Genomic DNA, 18124 nt, shown 5'->3' with positions numbered 1-18124 from the left:
GTTATCCTTATATAACCCTTTTAATTTAAGATTATATAATATGGCAAAATTTTACTTTAAGTCTTCTGAAAAAGAAGAAAAACATGTAGTACCAAAGAGAAGAACAATAGATTTTCTTCTAAACTATTCAAAATCGTTACAGGTTGTAGAGTATAACAATCTTAAGTTTGAAACGATTTTAAATTAAACTTATAAAGGCCTATTTTTTAATAGGCCTTTTTGCTTTTTGGTACTCGTCTAAAACAGTTTTCCTGCCTATAGTTTTGGTAATGATATCTTTATCAAGATCCCAGCCTCTTGCAGGAGAATATTCTCTACCATACCATATAATTTGAAGATGCAGATCATTCCATAATTCTTTTGGAAATAACCTCTTGGCGTCTTTTTCGGTTTGTGTTACGTTTTTACCATTGCTAAGTCCCCATCTGTACATTAATCTATGAATATGTGTATCTACAGGAAATGCTGGTACTCCAAATGCTTGCGACATCACAACACTAGCAGTTTTATGACCAACAGCGGGCAAAGCTTCCAGAGCTTCAAAGCTTTGAGGAACCTCTCCGTCATGACTATCAATAAGAATCTGAGACAATCCATGGATTCCTTTAGATTTCATTGGGCTTAACCCAACAGGCCTTATGATTTCCCGAATTTCTTCTACAGATAATTTTACCATTGCATAGGGATTATCTGCCCTGTCGAATAGGAGTGGAGTAATTTGGTTCACTCTTACATCTGTACTTTGTGCACTCATTAGTACTGCTATGAGTAGGGTATAAGGATCTTTATGATCTAATGGGATTGGTATTTTGGGATATAATTCCTGTAGTGTCTTAATAGTAAAATCTACCTTTTCCTGTTTGGTCATATTATAAATTAATTTGCAATAAAGTTAAAAATAAAATTAGTAGCTAAGGTTTAATATTTCGAAAATAGAAGATATTTCAATTATATGATTCAAAACAATACTTTGCTACGCTTATACATTTGCTCTGGTCGTTTATATCATAATCTCATTCAATTATAAAACAACAAATTTTGAAGATCAAAATGTCTGTACATTTATCTTATGTCTAACTAAAAAAAATAAGATTTAATGAAAAGTAAATTTGTGAAATTTCTAGAGTTTGAGATTAAAAATGAACAAGCAAAAGGTGTTAAAGGAGGGTCAATTATTATAGATCAGAATACCCCAATAATTATTGATAATTCTCCTATTGGTTTTAGAAAAACTATGACCAAATAGTTTGTTCAGGAAAGACTCATCTTTACCTTTGATAAAAAGGAAAAAGGTGAGTTTTTTTATTGCTATTCAAACATTAGTTAAGATCGTTTATTAACTTTAGTAAAATTTCTTTTTTTCTAGTTGCCAACGGAATTTTACTTTTATCTTTTAATACCAAATAATCTCCTTCTCGTTTATCATATCTTAATAAATAATCCAGATTTACTAAATGTGATTGATGGCATCTAAAAAACTGTTGCGAAGACAGCATATTTTCATATTCTTTAAGTCCTTTAGATACAAGCAAGCTATCCTGTTTATGGATAAAAAACTTGGTATAACTACCGCTTGCTTCGAGGTGTATAATATCTTTAACAAATACAATCTGGATACCATATTTATCTTTTAGAACCAAGCGCGTAGGTTCTGTTGATTGCTCATCTATATTATCAATAAGTGTTTGTACTCTTTGTGGCGTTTTGTGATGATCAAACTCAGACTTCGCTTTTTTGATGGCTTCTACCAGTTCTTCTGGGTCAATAGGTTTTAATAGATAATCCAAAGCACTAAATTTTATGGCTCTTAGTGCATATTTCTCATGAGAAGAAGCAAATATCACCTGGAAATTGATTTCTGGTAATTTTCGTAATACATCAAACCCGGTACCATCTGGCATTTCGATATCCAGGAATACAAGATCTGGCTTGCTAGCTGTAATTAATGCAACTCCTTCTGCTACATTTGTCGCTTCTCCTACAAAATCTACATTAGGACAATACTCATTAAGTAATTCTAAAAAACTTCTTCTTGCTGATGGGTTATCTTCTATAAGGACTACTTTCATTTATATGTATTGAAATGGTAGGTTAAACGTTACTTGTGTGCCTTGAGAAAGGTCTTGGATATCAAATGCAATTTTTTTCTTTCGCATCTTACGATAAAGATCAATACGTTCTTCTGTTATTTTTATAGCGTGAGATACATGATCTTTGCGTTTTACCTTTATAGCTTCTTCTATCCCAGATCCATTATCCAATATTTTTAAGACTAAATGATCTCCTTCTATCGAAAAATGTATATGAATAGTTGCCCCTTCTTTTATAGTAGTAACTCCATGTTCAATAGCATTTTCTACAAAAGGTTGCGCAAACATAGGAGGGATGGCGATTTCTTCACTTATTAAACCATCTTCTACTTCAATTTTAAAAGTAAAAGGATGATCACGTTTTAAATTTTGAATACTCAGGTAGTTATCCAACATATTAATTTCCTGATCCAAGCTAATAAATTCGCTTCTAGAGTTATCTAATACTTGCCGAATGAGCTTCGAGAATTTTACGAGATACATGCTGGCTTGTTTAGCATCTCCCTGATTCATATAATCCTGTATAGAAGTCATGGCATTAAAAATAAAATGCGGATTCATCTGTACACGCAATAGATTTTGTTCTATATCCTGTGCTCTTTGTTGTAACGCTAATCTTTTTTGTCGGTTTACCAAATACAATACTAATCCGATAAGCAATAAAACCACGCTTACAATACCAAAAATGGTTTTATTAAAATTGGCTTGTTTTAATTCTAAAGACTGGATCGAGGCTTGTTGTGCTAAACTCTCGATTTCCTGTTCTTTTTTCTCGGTTTCGTATTGTACTTGTAGTAGCGATAATTGTTTTGACTTTTCTTCGCCGAGCAAAGAATCATAAGTGCTGTGATACAATTCATAGGATGCTAAAGCAGCTTTATGATTACCTAATGCTTTTTGAATTCCAGACAATATTTCTGAACCGTCTCTAATGGCAGTAGGGAAATTAATTTTCTGAGCAATATTAACACCTTGAATAAGATAGTCCTTTGCTTTTTGTAAATTACCCAATTTCCATTCAACCTCACCAATTGTATTTAAAAGTACAGCATGAGAAGATTGATCTTCGATTTTTTGTTGAAATAATAATCCCTTTTGTAGATATTCTAATGCTTTTTCATATTCTTCTTTGAGAAGATGTATCTTTCCAATATTGACATAGCTTGCGACGATAATTTGCTTTTCTCCTATTTCTTTTTGAATTTCTAAAGATTTCAAATTATATTCTAAAGCTTGATCAAAATTATCTTGTTCTTTATATGTAGTTGCAATAGTATTGTATAGATTTCCTATATGACCTTTCCAGCCTAGTTTTTTTGCAATTTTTAAAGACTTAAAAGAATATTCTAGTGCTTGTGTATATTTTTTTTGCTTGTAATATAGCATAGCAACATTGTGAAAAGTATATGTAAGTAATTTTTCATTCTTTATTCTTTCTTGAATTTTTAATGCTATTAATTGATGTTCCATTGCTTTGGTATAATTACCTTTTTCGGTATATACAAAACCAATATCACTGTGATCTGTAGATATTCGACTACTGTCCCCAAGATTTTTATCAATTTCTAAACCCTTTAAATGGTATTCTAAGGATTTGTCATGATCGCTTTGATTTCTATAAGTGAGGGCAATATTATAATAAGACTGAGATATCCTCAATTTTTCGTTTAATCCTTCATATATTTTCAATGCTTTAAAATAGTATTCTAAAGCTTTCGTGCTATTTCCTAAATAGTTATTTACTGTTCCTAATCCATTATACGCCCCTGCTTCTCCTTCTGGGTATTTGATCTTTTTTGCAATAGCAATACTTTTTTGATGTAAATCGATTGCTTTTTCAGAATTTCCTAATAACATAGATATCCAGGCAATCTCGTCATATGATCTTATAATCCCTTTATTATAATCTATTTTTTTTGCAATTTTTATTGCCTGGTTTGCATAAAATGAAGTTTGAACAGAATCACTGTCAGAATATTGCCGAGCCAAAAGATTATATGTGTCAACTTTTTCTTTCTCAGAAATATTTGTTTCAAGTGCCTGTAAAAGGGAATCGACTTTAGTTTGATTTTGTGCAAAAACATTGAAAACAATTAAAAAAGAAAAGATGGTTAGGGTATTTTTTTTCATAGTATAAATTCAGATGTATCTCGAAATACAAGATTTGATTGCTTTTTTAATTGCTATTAATTCATCGCTCTTTTCAGCAAGAAGATAAAAACAATAATTACAGGAGGCAAATTTAAAAAACTTCTTACCGTATAAATGTTTTGAAAAGGAATTATTTTTATGTGTATTGAAATGGTAAGTTAAACGTTACTTGTGTACCCTGAGAAAGATTTTGGATATCAAATGCAATTTTTTTCTTTCGCATCTTACGATAAAGATCAATACGTTCTTCTGTTATTTTTATAGCATGCGATACATGATCTTTGCGTTTTTCTTTTATAGCTTCTTCTATTCCTGATCCATTATCTAATATTTTTAAGACTAAATGATCTCCTTCTATCGAAAAATGTATATGAATAGTTGCTCCTTCTTTTAAAGAAGTAACACCATGTTCTATGGCATTTTCTACAAAAGGTTGTGCAAACATAGGAGGGATGGCGATTTCTTCACTCATTATACCATCTTCTACTTCAATTTTAAAAGTAAAAGGATGATCCCGTTTTAAGTTTTGAATACTTAAGTAATTATCCAACATATTAATTTCCTGGTCCAGGCTAATAAATTCGCTTCTAGAGTTATCTAACACTTGCCGAATGAGCTTCGAGAATTTTACGAGATACCTACTGGCTTGTTTAGCATCTCCCTGGTTCATATAATCCTGTATAGAAGTCATGGCATTAAAAATAAAATGCGGATTCATCTGTACACGCAATAGATTTTGTTCTATATCCTGTGCTCTTTGTTGTAATGCTAATCTTTTTTGTCGATTTACCAAATACAATACTAATCCGATAAGCAATAAAACTACACTTACAATACCAAAAATGGTTTTATTAAAATTGGCTTGTTTTAATTCTAAGGACTGGATCGAGGCTTGCTGTGCTAAACTCTTGATTTCCTGTTCTTTTTTCTCGGTTTCGTATTGTACTTGTAGTTGCGATAATTGTTTTGATTTTTCTTCACCTAAGATTGAGTCATAAATAGCATGATATCGTTCATAATATTCGAGAGCAGCTCTATGATTACCCAATGCTTGCTCTACTTTTACTAAGCCATACGCAGCACTCTTAACAGCAGAAGGAAACCCAATCTCCCGACCAATAGTAATGCTCTTGATAAGATATTCTTTGGCCTGTTTATAATTCTTTAATTCAAATTCAATTTCACCTAAAGTATTCATTACGGTGGTAGATGAGGATAGCTCTCCAATTTCCTGGCTTAATGCTAATCCGTTTTTTAAGTGTTTCAGAGCTTCGTTATATTTTTTTTGATCGAGGTATATTTCACCAATTAGGCAATAGTTAGATATCATGATACCTTTGATATTAAACTTTTTTGCAATTTTTAGAGATTTAGCAGCATACGTTAAAGCTTTGGTGTTATCACCTTGTTCAAAATAAATATTTCCAATATTCAAATAATCTTCAGATATACTTGCTTCATTTTTAGTGCTTTTACTAATTGTTAAGCATTTAAAATAATACTCTAATGCTAAGTCATAATTTCCTAAAGATTCATAAATAAATCCAATATTACTAAGCGAAACAATAGCTTTTTTTTTACTACCTATTTCATCATTGATTTTAGAGGATTTTATAAAATATTCTAATGCAGCAGAATAATTACCTTGATACACATTAATCATTCCCATATTGTTGTATCCAGAAAAGATACCGTTCTTATTATTTAATTCTTTAAATAATTCTAGAGCTTTATCATTATAATCTAAAGCCTCGGTATAATTTCCTAATCTCACATGCACTTGTCCTATATTACTATAGCAGAACGCTACATCTTTTTTATTTCCTAAAGAATCTCTTATTTTTAAAACTTTCGTGAAATGCTCTAGTGCCATAGCATACTCACCTTTTTTTTTGTAGGTAAGTGCTAAGTCATTATATGCAATAGCTTTCCCTTTTGCATATTTTATTTTTTGAAATAAATCGGATGCTTTATCTAAAGGCTCTAATTTTATAGTAGCCTGACTTATGCTATTATGAGCATCAGAAATACCTTTAATATAATTTAATTGCTTAGCAAGGTGAATAGCTCGATTTGCATAGTTAATGGTTTTAGTAGAATCTGTAGAAGAATATCGAAAAGCGATATCATTGTAAATATCTACTTTTTCTTTATCAGTGATTTTGGTTGTAAGTAGTTGTAATAGAGAATCTATTTTAACCTGGTTTTGTGCCATAGCGCTAACTATGCTTATATAAACAAAAGCAGCAGATAACAGTATTTTTTTATTACTATTTAGAAACACACACAACAACATATATCAAAATAACCTTAATTTATTTATCTGCAAGAATACGTAAATATTTGAATGCAACAAAAGGGGTATAGCGGGTAATAAAAATGAAGGTCCAAATATTAAATTTAATCCCTAAGTATTACAATAAATTTGATTCTATTTTTTTGAAATTTTATAACTTGCCTTACTTTACAAAAGTAGGTAATAGAGAAGTTAAGTCTTATTATTTGTTAAGTATTAACTAGGAAATTTACTTAAGTAGATGTTAAAACTATATTCAATTTATATACAATGACAACATTAAAAGCAGGGGATAAGGCTCCTAATTTTTCGGCATTAGACCAAGATGGAAACACAGTTACACTGGCGGATTATCAAGGAAAAAAACTAGTTGTTTTTTTCTACCCTAAAGCGAGTACTCCTGGTTGTACTGCAGAAGCCTGTAATCTAAGAGATCATTATCAAACTTTTCTGGCCCAGGGTTATGAAATTATTGGAGTAAGTGCTGATAGTGCCAAACGGCAACAAAATTTCAAAAATAAGTACGAATTACCTTACCCGTTATTGGCAGATGAAGATAAAGCAGTAATTGAAGCTTTTGGAGTATGGGGACCAAAGAAATTTATGGGTAGAGAATATGATGGTATTCATCGTACTACTTTTGTTATTGATGAAAAAGGAATAATTTCTGAAGTTATTGCCAAAGTGAAGACTAAAGATCACGCTGCTCAAATTTTATAAGCATGTGGGGTATTATAGAACTCAGGGATGAATTCACAATTAAAAAAGCAGTATAGTAAATAACTATACTGCTTTTTTTAATATGTTTTGTATATGTAACTTATTCTACCGTTTCTATAGATTTGTATCCAAAAAAGTTATTGGCTTTTATCATTTCTGGGATAAGATCTGGTAATTGATCTTCCCATCCAGGTTCTCCATCTTGAATTTTTTGTAATACTTCTCTTGAGAAAATATTCATAATAGAAGGGTCATAATCTGTGATATCCTGTAATTTACCATTGTACTTAAAGAACTTATACAGTTCTTTCATCCTTGGGTGTACTTTAAGAGTATCACTAGTAGTTATTTCTCCGGTCTTATGATTTTTTAATGGGTATAGGTATACTTTTAAATCTTTAAAGAATAATTTACCAAAAGCTTCCAGAATACCTCCACTAAGGTGTCTATAGTATTTTTCATCAAAAATATCCACCAAATTATTAACTCCCATAGAAAGTGCCATACGTTCTTTGGTATAGTTAGAGAAATACTCAACTACTTTATAATATTCTTTAAAATTAGAAATCATTACGGTTTGCCCTAAAGAACAAAGTAACCTGGCTCTAGCCATAAAATCTTCTTCATCAATTTCACCTTCGGCCCTTAAATTCGATAGTGTTACTTCAAAAATGACTACAGTCTTATCTTCGTTTACTTTATTTTCACTCAAGAACATATTGAGTGACTTTTTATATATGTCCATATTAACCTTAGTCACGGGTCTAAAACTCCCACGCAGTGCTAATATGTTTTTCTTATATAATATTGCAGCAGGTAAAATATTATGCCCATCGGGTCCAAACATTACCGCTTCGGTCATTCCATTCTTAACCAATTGTAGACTCATTAGTCGATTATCTACTTTTGTAAATCGAGGTCCAGAAAAGTTAATCGTGTCAATTTCTATTTGATCCTTATCGAGGTGATCATATAGATATCTCAGTAATTTTTTAGGATTATCGTATTTGTAATATGCTCCATAAATAAGGTTAACACCTAATATTCCTAAAGTCATTTGCTGCAATCGGGCATCATTTTCATGAAACCGAATGTGGAGCAAAATTTCATTATAATCTTCATTTGGTGTTGTTTGATATCGAATACCTACCCAACCATGACCTTTATATTTTTTAGCAAAATCAATTGTTGCAACAGTATTTGCATAACTAAAAAATAACTTATTAGGGTGTTTTTCTCTGGTAATTCTTTCTTCTATAAGACCAACCTCATGTCTAAGCATTTTTTTTAATCTTGCTTCGGTAACATAACGTTTATCATTTTCAATACCATAAATAGCATCACTAAAATCTTTATCATATGCACTCATTGCTTTTGCAATGGTACCAGAGGCTCCGCCTGCTCTAAAAAAGTTTCGAACAGTTTCCTGACCAGCACCTATCTCGGCAAATGTACCATAGATATTCTGGTTCAGGTTAATGCGTAAAGCTTTACTCTTTATTGAAGGGACAGATTCGAATTCTTTATCTCCCATTATCTTAATAGGCATAGTAAAAAGGGCTTTTTTTGTTTACCGTAAAGGTAATAATACAATGAGTATTAAAAAAGGTTTGAATGCAAATTTCTACATTCCCTAATATTTTAAGTATTATTTAAGGAGAATATGTGATTTTTGACCAAAAAAATATAAGTACATTTGCCTTAGTTTATTTAAGTATGGAAGTAATTTTTCTTGGCACAGGCACATCACAGGGGATTCCGATTATAGGAAGTACCCATCCTGTTTGCTTAAGTGACGACTCTAGAGATAAGCGACTTCGCGTTTCTGTACTTGTATCCTGGGATGATTACCAATATGTGGTGGATTGCGGACCAGATTTTAGGCAGCAAATGCTCTCGAATCAGATATCCCGAATTGATGGAGTAGTGTTTACTCATGAGCATGCAGACCATACGATGGGATTAGATGATATAAGGCCATTTTTTTTCAGACAAGGCGATATCCCAATCTATGCTCATAAAAGAGTTTTACAAGCGTTAAGAACCAGGTTTGAGTATATTTTTTCTTCAGAAAATAAATATCCCGGAGCACCAAGTGTTATAGAAAATGAACTTACCAATCAACCTTTTCAATTGGGTAATCTGGATGTGATTCCTATAAATACGTTTCATAATCGTTTACAGGTTTTTGGATTTCGATTTAGAGATTTTGCATACCTAACAGATGTAAAAACAGTTGAAGAAGAAGAAAGATTAAAATTAAAAGGAGTTAAGATTTTGGTGGTTAATGCACTACGTATAGAACCCCATCACTCGCATTTTAATTTAGAAGAGGCTCTTGAGTTTATTAAAGAAATACAACCAGAAAAGGCATATCTCACTCATATCAGCCATATGTTAGGGTTTCATGCAGAAGTTGAGAAATTATTACCAAAAAATGTGTATTTAGCTTACGATAATTTAAAAATAACTATCTAGTATATGAAAAATAAGATCTTTTTATATCTATTCATTTTTGCAGCATTATTTATTCTTTTTCAGTTTATGAATGCCAAAAAAGCAAAAGAATCCTACGATACAAAAATAGAAAGCTTAAAAACTAAAATTACAACAAAAGAAGCAACCATAGATTCATTGATTAGTGCAAATATGGATCTTACTTACTTTTCTTTAGATAGTAATGAAGATGCAGCAAGTTATTTTGAAGAGATGGGTTATGATGCTAATAAGCTTGCATTAACAATAAGCGACCAGATTATTGGGCAAAATAAGGCAGGGGAGGATAATCCAATAATTCCGTTTGTAGGGATGGAAGGTAATATGAATATTAATAAAGTAAGATTACTAAATCACAAGTGGATTATAGCTGATTTTACCGATGGTGTTTATTGGGGAGAGCTTTTTATACTATATGAAGTGAAAGAAGGTGGTGTCATAGATTTTGAAGTAGAAAAATCATTTTTATATCCAAGAGATTAGAAGAATATCTAATTTAATAAAACCCGTTGTGCGTTTTTATATTTTTGACTCCCAAATTCGTCAATTCGAGTGCTTCGACCGTAGGAAGAAGTGTATCGAGAATAGGATTTGGGAGTCAAAAAAACTATTCTCGATACAGTTTTTCTTCGTTTTACTATGAAAAACCACTCGAATTAACGCTTTTTTATGCTATTAATTTTAAACCTACACCATTATTAATTAAAAGTATACGTTGTACGGGATACTTGTGTTAATCTAAAATAACCGTGAGCATAATTGTCGGCATTATCCAGGTTAATACAATTTCCTTTTAAAGCAACCGGTGTTGCACTAAAAAGGCCAACACCTTCAGATTGCTCGATAAGTATTCTTATGTAGTTATAATATCCTTCAGAAATACCATACAAGTCGATATCTACAACATCTCCAGGTTTAAATTCTTCGGTTTTAGTATCGGTATCTTCCTCTTTTTCATAATACCAGCTAATTTCATTTCCGTTTACAAATTCATCATCAAGATCTTCAAATTCTGCCAAGAGATCTCCTTCCTCTTTAAACCTGAAAAGATAGAAGTTATCTTCGTCTGCAGGGTCATCGAATATAAGGTTAACTTCTAATACTTCATCATCAAAACCATTTTCGGTAGATTGATTCACTTCTTTAATATCGGCAACAGGCATTAGTGTTTCTGTAGCTGAATAATTTTCACCATTATAAATAACCTCTAGCGTATAAGATTGATTAAGTACTGGTACAAATTCTGTAGTGGTATACTCTCCATTATTTTGATCTGTAAAAATAAACTCTACTCCGCTAGAATTATTAGTTACTTTCACCGAAGCACCGGTAACCCCTGTGTTAGAAGTTGTATCAAAGTACGAAGTAGACGTACTTAATTTTATAGTTTGATTATTTCCTGTAGTACCTTTTTCCCAATCTAATGAAGCTTCAATTGTTAATCGGGGAGGAGCGGTTTGTAAATCTACGTCTATTACATCTTCACAAGAAGTAAAGATAATAGTAAAAAGGAATATTGTGATTTTTAAATAAGTTTTCATCTGTTCTTTTTTTATTTTATTAAAATTTGAAGTTATAGATGACCGATGGCACTATACCAAAAATTGCTGTTCTTGTAGCTTCGTTTGCTCCGGTCTCTACATTTTGACCAAAAGATATTGACGCTGCGTTTTTCTGATTATATACGTTATATATTCCAAAAACCCATTCTCCTTTCCACCTTCTGTTTGGTTTTCTATTGGGTCTGTATGTTGCAGAGAGATCGAGTCTGTGATAGGAAGGTAATCTATCAGAATTTCTGGCAGAATAACTAGCGATAGATAACCCTTCATATTCGTATTGACCATTAGGATAGGTTACAGGTCTTCCGGTTTGAAAAACCAGGTTTGCTCCTAAACTCCACTTATCACTTAATTTATATGATCCTGTTACCGAAATATCATGTGTTCTGTCAAATGCAGTGTTATACCAATCTCCATTATTGATTCCTGGGCCTCCTGCTTTACCGCCAAGGCTTCTTTGTTCTGATTTTGATAATGTATACGAAATCCATCCTGTTAATTTTCCTTCATTTTTACGTGCCAAAAATTCTAATCCGTATGCTCTGGACTCTCCATTTAGTATTTCAGTTTCAATAGTATTGTTTCCTATCAAATCAGATCCGTCGATATAGTCTATGCGATTATCAGTAGTTTTATAGTAGGCTTCTACTTCTAAGGAGTACATTTTATCTTTAAAGTTTCTAAAATACCCTAATGCATATTGATCTGATAATTGTGGTTTTATATATTTTCCACTTGGTGTCCATACATCTAATGGGGTTACAGAAGTAGTATTGGACAATAAATGAATGTATTGTGCTGCTCTCGAATACCCCATTTTAATAGACGAAACATCATTTATTCGATATGCCAGGGATGCTCTGGGTTCGAAATTACCAAAACTCTTAATCGTTTCACTTTTTTTATAATCGGTTTCACCAATTTCGATACCTCTTTCATAAATCCCTAAAGTACTATTATATACTACGGGTTGATCATTAGCATAATTTTTCAAAGGCTGCCCGCCTAAACGGCTAAAAGCACTATATCTAACACCATATTGTACTGTTAGTTTATCGGTGAGTTTATGCTCTGCATTTACATATACACCACTTTCTATAGCTTTTTTTCTATCCAGAGATAAAGGATTTATCGAAGAAGATTCTGATGTTGGTTGCACTTGTCCCGGATCGAAATCATAATAGATACCGCTAATCCCAAAGTCTAATTTAAACTTATCACTGGCATAATATTTAAGATCATATTTGGCATTGTAATTATTTATTGACGAAACCCATTCGAATTGCTCGATAGCAATATCTAAATCATAATCATATTTACTATATATGAAGGATGCGTTGGAGAATAATTTATCATTAAAAATATGATTCCATCTTAAATTCCCTGATAAGTTTCCATAACCCACACCAAAATTATCACCAAATTTGAAGGTATCTCTACCAAAATACCCAGAGAGATACAGTTTGTTATTTTTGCTAAGCGTATAATTAGTTTTAAGGTTTAGATCATAAAAACCTACTGTGTTTTTTTCACCAGCCGCTTTTAATATAAGATTAACATAAGAGCCTCTACCTGCAACCAAAAAAGAACCTTTATCACTAAAAAGAGGTCCCTCGGCGGCTAATCGACTAGAAATTACACCAATCCCCCCAGTAAGACTAAATCTCTTATTGTTTCCATCTTTTTGACGAACATCCAGTACAGAAGACGTTCTACCACCAAAACGAGCAGGAATCCCGCCTTTGTATAATTTAATATCTTTAATCGCATCTGCATTAAAAACAGAAAAGAAGCCCAATAAATGAGAAGTGTTATAAATTATTGCTTCATCTAGTAATACTAAATTTTGATCTGCAGCACCACCTCTTACATGAAACCCACTAGAACCTTCACCATTTTTAGTTACACCAGGTAGCATCTGAATAGATTTTATAATATCTACTTCTCCTAATACTACCGGCATTTGTTTTACAGTTTTGATGTTTAGCTTAGATACACTCATTTCGGGTTTTCTAAGACTTGCACGTTCTGTTTCCTCACTTTTAATGATTACTTCATCTAATTGTGTAGAAGATTCAATAACATCAAAATCTATTTTTTGATTTTTGTCGAATATTACTTCTTTGTTAATATCTGCATATCCTACATAGGAGACAACAAGGGTGTAGTTTCCTTTTGGGGCGGTAATAGAATAAAAACCATACTCATTGGTGATCACACCAATAGAAGTACCTTTTAAAAAAACGGAAGCACCAAAAAGTGTCTCCCCATTATTGTTATCCTTAATCGTACCGCTTATGGTGTAGTTGTCCTGAGCTACAGCACTGGTACTTATAAAAAATATAGTTAAGCAGCATAGTATGAATTGCTGTGTCCTTTTTTTAAGATTTCTAAATTTAAAATGTCGATGCATATTGAACTTGTTTATAACTTTTGATTTGACTGATTTTTTTAAAAATAATTGTAGTTGTAATGATTTTGTATCTCATAGACAATTGAGAAAATAAAGGGTTGCATGAACGATTAAATATTTAATTTTTACTTTACATATAAACCGTTAAAGCCTTGTTTTTACTGAAATTATTGAGCAGAAAAAACCCTCATTACAGTAGTGCAAGAGGGAATTGTATTTAATTATTTGATTATCATTTTTACGGGGTACAATCACTAGAATAACTAGCGATGTCATCTTTTTTCCATTCCTTTAGGTATGTGGCAGTAGGATCATCTACCTGTATACAGGTGAGAGAAGGATTTTTGGATATGTTTACATTCATAAAGTCGACAGTATTTCGGTTTTTAATGTTTAGAGAAGTGAGTTGATTTCCGAAGCAGAATAGGTAAGATAAATCAATGTTTTTACTTAGATCTAATGTTGTTAATTCGTTGTGGTAACACCATAACCACGTTAAAGCCGTATTATTACTCGTATCCAGATTAGTGAGTTGATTATTATCACAATACAACTTAGTTAGTGCGATGTTTTTACTTAAATCTAATGTAGTAAGTTGCGCATTTCTGCAATGTAATTGTGTTAAGGCAATATTTTTGTGAAGGTTTAATGTGGTGAATTGGTTACCTCCGCACTTAAGCTCAAGCAATTTTGTGTTTTTACTAATATCGATATCAACGAGTTGATTTTCATCACAAATAAGATAGGCCAAATTTACATTTTTGCTAAGGTTGAGTTTATTAATTCGATTAATACTACAATCCAGATAGTTTAAAGTAATGTTTTTGCTTAAGTCTAGTGTAGTGATTCGATTTATATAGCAATATAAGAAAGTAAGTGCGGTGTTTTTACTCAAATCTAAGACCGTTAGTTTATTGTTTTGGCACCATAAGCGATTTAAATTTGTAAAATACTCAATTCCTGATAGATCAGAGATGTTTTTACCATGTACATCTATATCTTTAATCATTTCAGCTTCTTCTATAGATATTTCCCCATCATTATTGATATCTATAACAGGGTCTGTATGTGCTATCAATGCTTTTTTAAAATTGAGATCAGAAAAGACAATGTTTTTGGTGTCATCTTTTTTATTAACTATTGATTTTGTTATAGTTTTTAGCGTGCTCAACTCTTGTTTTTGGGTATGGGGTTTATTTATGACAACCTTAAAATCTTTTACACCAAAGATGATAATGCCTATAAGTAGGACCGTAGTGATTTTTAAACTTCTCATATTTTATTTCTTTCAGAGAATTTGTATTCAATTGATTTAAAAGCAAAGGTTGATAATAAATTTTTTATTTATAACCCGGTTTTCAGTGATAATAGAGGGTACTTTGATTACTATATTTTGTAAATATTTATATCCCTAAAGGTGTTCATTATGTAGATTAAGGAAATAAACCACTGTTGTTATGCTATAAAAAAACCACCCGTATAGGTGGTTTTTCTGTTTAATTGGTTTATTGAGTGAATTGAAGTTAGTTATGCGGTATTATTTTTTTAAGAGTTTCTTTTTGATAAATTCACCATCAACCTCGATTACAGCAATATAGATTCCTTTAGAAACCTCATACCCATTTTTTGATGTACCATTCCAGGTATATGTAAAACCTTCGTCATTTTGTTGTTGATCTACTAGTTTTTTAACCAGGTTACCATGTACATCATAAATATCAATCGATACCATGTTTTCTTTTTTTAGGGTATTAAAAAAAGTAACCTCATTTCTAAATGTATTTGGGTATACTTTGATCGTATTAGTAGTTAGATCTTTTGTATCGGGTTTTGTCTCTTTCCATGGTTTTCCTAGTGGTTGATCTAACCATAAAAGGATAAACTCGTTATCGTCGGGGAGCCCCATACCTATATGGCGACCTACACTAAACGGGTAGTTGTTATCATTGAGTACCCCGATTAAAAAAGGATTAAATACCACTACACTTTCTATAGTTACAAATGGAAATGCAAAATCTTTTCCTATTCCTATATCACCTTCTAATCCCGGCTCAGATATTCTACGAATATCATTGATTTTAAGAAGATCAACATTTAGTCGTTTTTCTATCAATGTTTCGTTTTTATCTAATTCTACTTCATAGATTGCCTTATAACCATGTATATCGCCTTGAGAATTATCTCGCTCTATGATTAGTCCTCTTTTTGAGTTAAACATAATAAAATCACCTATGGCGCTGGCTTTTTTATCAAGAGGGTATTCGAATCTTTTGCCTGTATAGGATTTACTTTCTACATCAAATTCGTGAATCAATAAAGTACTGTTCTCAGAGTCTTTAAGAGGTTTTTCTAATAAAGGTAATAGTGTTTTTTTATTGGTACTTAGTGCCATCCCTTCGAAGCCCCCACTACTTTTTACTCGAAAAGGAGTGTCTAATTTTGTATTTCGGTATGGCCAATATAGCCCTGCTAACCATGGTGTGTTTTTCCCATCCTGATCTTGTAAATTGGTTCCGTCTCCCGCATCACCAATTTTAGGAAAATCACCAAATAAACATACCGTTCTTATCTCGGGATATTGCTTGTGAGCAATGAGAAGTGTTCTGAAATCAAAACTTTGAATATCTGCCCGATCGGTAAGATGATTTGCAACGATTACATCGGCTATGGCAGTAGTAAAGGTTTCCGGATCTACTGTTCTATCGGCAAAGATATCTCCACGATCATCGACATCGGTCCTTGGATTAATTTTGGTTTCAATATTAAAACGAACCTTGGATGCATTCTTCCAACGTTTCTTTGCCTCGGGATCTGAAGCCCCAGGTCCGTTTTGGTAATATGAAACATAAAATTTTACAAAATCAAATACCTGTTGTAAAGAAGGTATAATATAGGGATCGATAAACTTGTTTTGGTTTGCAAAAGCTACAGCAACAGGTGATAAAGATAAATCATTGGTTTGATGAGGCCTTCCTTCTAAGATTTTATCGGCAATAAATGTATTTTGAATTTGATCTAAAGAAAGGTCTTTAACGAGAACTTCATCTTTAAACTCATAAGGAGTACCATCTACCTTGCGCGTTTTTGCAGCTTCAATATGCGGATCATGATCCAACACAGGAATACCATCGAGAGTAATACCGCAATCAGTTTCTATGGTAGGCATCAGAAAATCTAATGCAGCTTCGATAGCGGGTAATGTATTCTCGGGACGTAAGTTTCGTGCACCTCTATGACCTTGCGCATCAAATACATTGATATCGATCAATCCTTCAGAAGTCATAAAATCAGGCTGCCCATCTTTATTATGATCAAAGTTTTGAAGAGCTTCTAATAATATATCGGGGCGATCAGAGATGATTCCCTGTACACCAAGATCCAGAAGTAGGTTGATGTTCTCAAGGTCATTTACTGTATATACAACGACTTGATGACCTGCGCGATTTAAAGAAGATACATTAAATAATTCACTCGATGCACTGGCAAGGGGAGAGGGTGGGGTTTTTCTGCTTCCCACCACCGTATTGGTGTTTTGATCATCAAGCATCACGTACCAGGGAGACATTACAGGAGATTTACTTCCGTATGCTTTTGCATGTGATCGCATAGCGTTCATTATCCGTAAGGCACTATATTCTTCACTATATGGATTTTGCGGTGCACGAAGCTCTTTTCCCGGAGTATCAAAATCTGGTAATGAAATTGGAGGGTCTAACAAAACGCCATTTTTATCAAAGTGTAATAAAAAAGGTCCAAATTCATCACCAATCCAATATTCTCCATTAGCAGTTCTTTGTATGGATTCTATATCAAAATCTGCTCCGGTGAGAACTCTCGAATCACTAAAATGATTTGTAATGGCAAAAGGAATCAAACCATTAGGATCTCGCAATTCAATATAGCTTAGTATATCAATAGACCCATTGCCCCAACCAATAATGCTTTTAAAATTGGGTTTAATCCTATACAGGCGAAGGTTGTAATCGGATGAGTTCTCGATACTTCCGAAACCATTATCAGATAATACGGTGAACGTTCTATCGTAATTGTTTAAAATTGCAGAAAACCCTTGTATGGGCTGTTTATTATAAAAAGGAACTGGCTGTTGATTGATTAATCCCTGGTTGATGTATTGTCCTGAGGTGGGCCCATTGGAGAAACTAGCAGCTGGTAAGACTGCTCTGGATACCAAAATATCTCCAAAGTTAGTAAAGGACTTACCAGTTCCTTTTAGGTATGTTTTTCTATTAAAGTAGTTATCGGTAGGAAGATCGAATTTAGATTGCTCTATAGATTCATCTTTTGAAGTCAATTTTTGGGCGTGTAATGTAAATAGTCCCATGCATAATATACCCAAAAGTATATGATGCTTCATTTTAAAAATGATTTGGTAATG

General features: G+C 32.4%; 14 protein-coding genes. 5 read left to right on the top strand and 9 right to left on the bottom strand.

What is annotated here, in order from left to right:
- Positions 1-40 precede the first annotated feature (40 nt).
- A complete protein-coding gene (locus ATO12_RS25880; RefSeq protein ID WP_165583324.1) occupies positions 41-187 on the top strand; it encodes a hypothetical protein in 147 nt (48 codons plus the stop codon).
- 12 nt (positions 188-199) lie between these two features.
- Here ATO12_RS25880 and ATO12_RS03700 read toward each other — a convergent pair whose 3' ends face one another.
- A complete protein-coding gene (locus ATO12_RS03700) occupies positions 200-868 on the bottom strand; it encodes an endonuclease III domain-containing protein (protein ID WP_034238743.1) in 669 nt (222 codons plus the stop codon).
- 228 nt (positions 869-1096) lie between these two features.
- Here ATO12_RS03700 and ATO12_RS25875 point away from each other — a divergent pair, with 228 nt between their 5' ends.
- Positions 1097-1246 carry a hypothetical protein gene (locus tag ATO12_RS25875; protein WP_165583323.1) on the top strand — a complete coding sequence of 50 codons (150 nt, stop codon included), beginning with the start codon at positions 1097-1099 and terminating at the stop codon, positions 1244-1246.
- Between the two features lie 73 nt (positions 1247-1319).
- Here the strand turns inward: ATO12_RS25875 and ATO12_RS03695 are convergent, their stop codons facing one another.
- The 3 genes from ATO12_RS03695 to ATO12_RS03685 form a co-directional block, all read right to left on the bottom strand.
- The gene (locus ATO12_RS03695; RefSeq protein WP_034238740.1) at positions 1320-2069 is read right to left on the bottom strand and encodes a LytR/AlgR family response regulator transcription factor; all 750 of its coding nucleotides are present in this window, start codon (positions 2067-2069) and stop codon (positions 1320-1322) included.
- On the bottom strand, positions 2070-4220 hold the full coding sequence (locus ATO12_RS03690) for a tetratricopeptide repeat-containing sensor histidine kinase (protein ID WP_034238739.1): 2151 nt from the start codon (positions 4218-4220) through the stop codon (positions 2070-2072).
- A gap of 157 nt (positions 4221-4377) precedes the next feature.
- Positions 4378-6456, bottom strand: coding sequence for a tetratricopeptide repeat protein (locus ATO12_RS03685; RefSeq protein ID WP_034238737.1), 2079 nt, complete (start codon positions 6454-6456; stop codon positions 4378-4380).
- Positions 6457-6807: 351 nt separating this feature from the next.
- Here ATO12_RS03685 and bcp point away from each other — a divergent pair, with 351 nt between their 5' ends.
- Complete coding sequence (gene bcp, locus ATO12_RS03680) at positions 6808-7257, top strand: thioredoxin-dependent thiol peroxidase (RefSeq protein WP_034238735.1); 450 nt, start codon at positions 6808-6810, stop codon at positions 7255-7257.
- A 100-nt stretch (positions 7258-7357) separates the two neighbouring features.
- Here the strand turns inward: bcp and ATO12_RS03675 are convergent, their stop codons facing one another.
- On the bottom strand, positions 7358-8806 hold the full coding sequence (locus tag ATO12_RS03675) for a TonB-dependent receptor (RefSeq protein ID WP_034238733.1): 1449 nt from the start codon (positions 8804-8806) through the stop codon (positions 7358-7360).
- 167 nt (positions 8807-8973) lie between these two features.
- Between ATO12_RS03675 and ATO12_RS03670 the strand changes: the two genes are divergently transcribed.
- Together ATO12_RS03670 and ATO12_RS03665 are read left to right on the top strand one after the other, a co-directional pair.
- A complete protein-coding gene (locus ATO12_RS03670; RefSeq protein ID WP_034238730.1) occupies positions 8974-9735 on the top strand; it encodes an MBL fold metallo-hydrolase in 762 nt (253 codons plus the stop codon).
- Between the two features lie 3 nt (positions 9736-9738).
- Entirely contained in the window at positions 9739-10236 is a 498-nt protein-coding gene (locus ATO12_RS03665) for a hypothetical protein (RefSeq protein WP_034238727.1), read from the top strand.
- 215 nt (positions 10237-10451) lie between these two features.
- Here ATO12_RS03665 and ATO12_RS03660 read toward each other — a convergent pair whose 3' ends face one another.
- From ATO12_RS03660 to ATO12_RS03645, 4 genes are all read right to left on the bottom strand, one after another.
- Positions 10452-11294, bottom strand: coding sequence for a DUF4249 domain-containing protein (locus tag ATO12_RS03660; protein ID WP_034238725.1), 843 nt, complete (start codon positions 11292-11294; stop codon positions 10452-10454).
- Positions 11295-11313: 19 nt separating this feature from the next.
- On the bottom strand, positions 11314-13728 hold the full coding sequence (locus ATO12_RS03655; RefSeq protein ID WP_081801954.1) for a TonB-dependent receptor: 2415 nt from the start codon (positions 13726-13728) through the stop codon (positions 11314-11316).
- A 238-nt stretch (positions 13729-13966) separates the two neighbouring features.
- Positions 13967-15004, bottom strand: a complete 1038-nt coding sequence (locus tag ATO12_RS24585) for a leucine-rich repeat domain-containing protein (protein ID WP_051575587.1) — start codon at positions 15002-15004, stop codon at positions 13967-13969.
- A gap of 261 nt (positions 15005-15265) precedes the next feature.
- Positions 15266-18103, bottom strand: coding sequence for an esterase-like activity of phytase family protein (locus ATO12_RS03645; RefSeq protein ID WP_165583322.1), 2838 nt, complete (start codon positions 18101-18103; stop codon positions 15266-15268).
- Between the last annotated feature and the right edge of the window lie 21 nt (positions 18104-18124).

Origin of the sequence: Aquimarina atlantica, assembly GCF_000626715.1 — a bacterium.
GTDB classification, from domain to species: Bacteria; Bacteroidota; Bacteroidia; order Flavobacteriales; family Flavobacteriaceae; genus Aquimarina; species Aquimarina atlantica.
Note: the sequence above shows the minus strand (reverse complement) of the source record. Positions and strands in the feature narration are given on the sequence as shown.

Excerpts from the sequence above, each read along its gene's own strand:
- ATO12_RS03700 (WP_034238743.1), bottom strand. The coding sequence starts at position 868 with ATGACCAAACAGGAAAAGGTAGATTTTACTATTAAGACACTACAGGAA.
- ATO12_RS03645 (WP_165583322.1), bottom strand. The coding sequence starts at position 18,103 with ATGAAGCATCATATACTTTTGGGTATATTATGCATGGGACTATTTACA.
- ATO12_RS03665 (WP_034238727.1), top strand. The coding sequence starts at position 9,739 with ATGAAAAATAAGATCTTTTTATATCTATTCATTTTTGCAGCATTATTT.
- ATO12_RS03655 (WP_081801954.1), bottom strand. The coding sequence starts at position 13,728 with ATGCATCGACATTTTAAATTTAGAAATCTTAAAAAAAGGACACAGCAA.
- bcp (WP_034238735.1), top strand. The coding sequence starts at position 6,808 with ATGACAACATTAAAAGCAGGGGATAAGGCTCCTAATTTTTCGGCATTA.
- ATO12_RS03685 (WP_034238737.1), bottom strand. The coding sequence starts at position 6,456 with ATGGCACAAAACCAGGTTAAAATAGATTCTCTATTACAACTACTTACA.
- ATO12_RS03675 (WP_034238733.1), bottom strand. The coding sequence starts at position 8,806 with ATGCCTATTAAGATAATGGGAGATAAAGAATTCGAATCTGTCCCTTCA.
- ATO12_RS25875 (WP_165583323.1), top strand. The coding sequence starts at position 1,097 with ATGAAAAGTAAATTTGTGAAATTTCTAGAGTTTGAGATTAAAAATGAA.
- ATO12_RS25880 (WP_165583324.1), top strand. The coding sequence starts at position 41 with ATGGCAAAATTTTACTTTAAGTCTTCTGAAAAAGAAGAAAAACATGTA.
- ATO12_RS24585 (WP_051575587.1), bottom strand. The coding sequence starts at position 15,004 with ATGAGAAGTTTAAAAATCACTACGGTCCTACTTATAGGCATTATCATC.
- ATO12_RS03660 (WP_034238725.1), bottom strand. The coding sequence starts at position 11,294 with ATGAAAACTTATTTAAAAATCACAATATTCCTTTTTACTATTATCTTT.
- ATO12_RS03670 (WP_034238730.1), top strand. The coding sequence starts at position 8,974 with ATGGAAGTAATTTTTCTTGGCACAGGCACATCACAGGGGATTCCGATT.
- ATO12_RS03690 (WP_034238739.1), bottom strand. The coding sequence starts at position 4,220 with ATGAAAAAAAATACCCTAACCATCTTTTCTTTTTTAATTGTTTTCAAT.
- ATO12_RS03695 (WP_034238740.1), bottom strand. The coding sequence starts at position 2,069 with ATGAAAGTAGTCCTTATAGAAGATAACCCATCAGCAAGAAGAAGTTTT.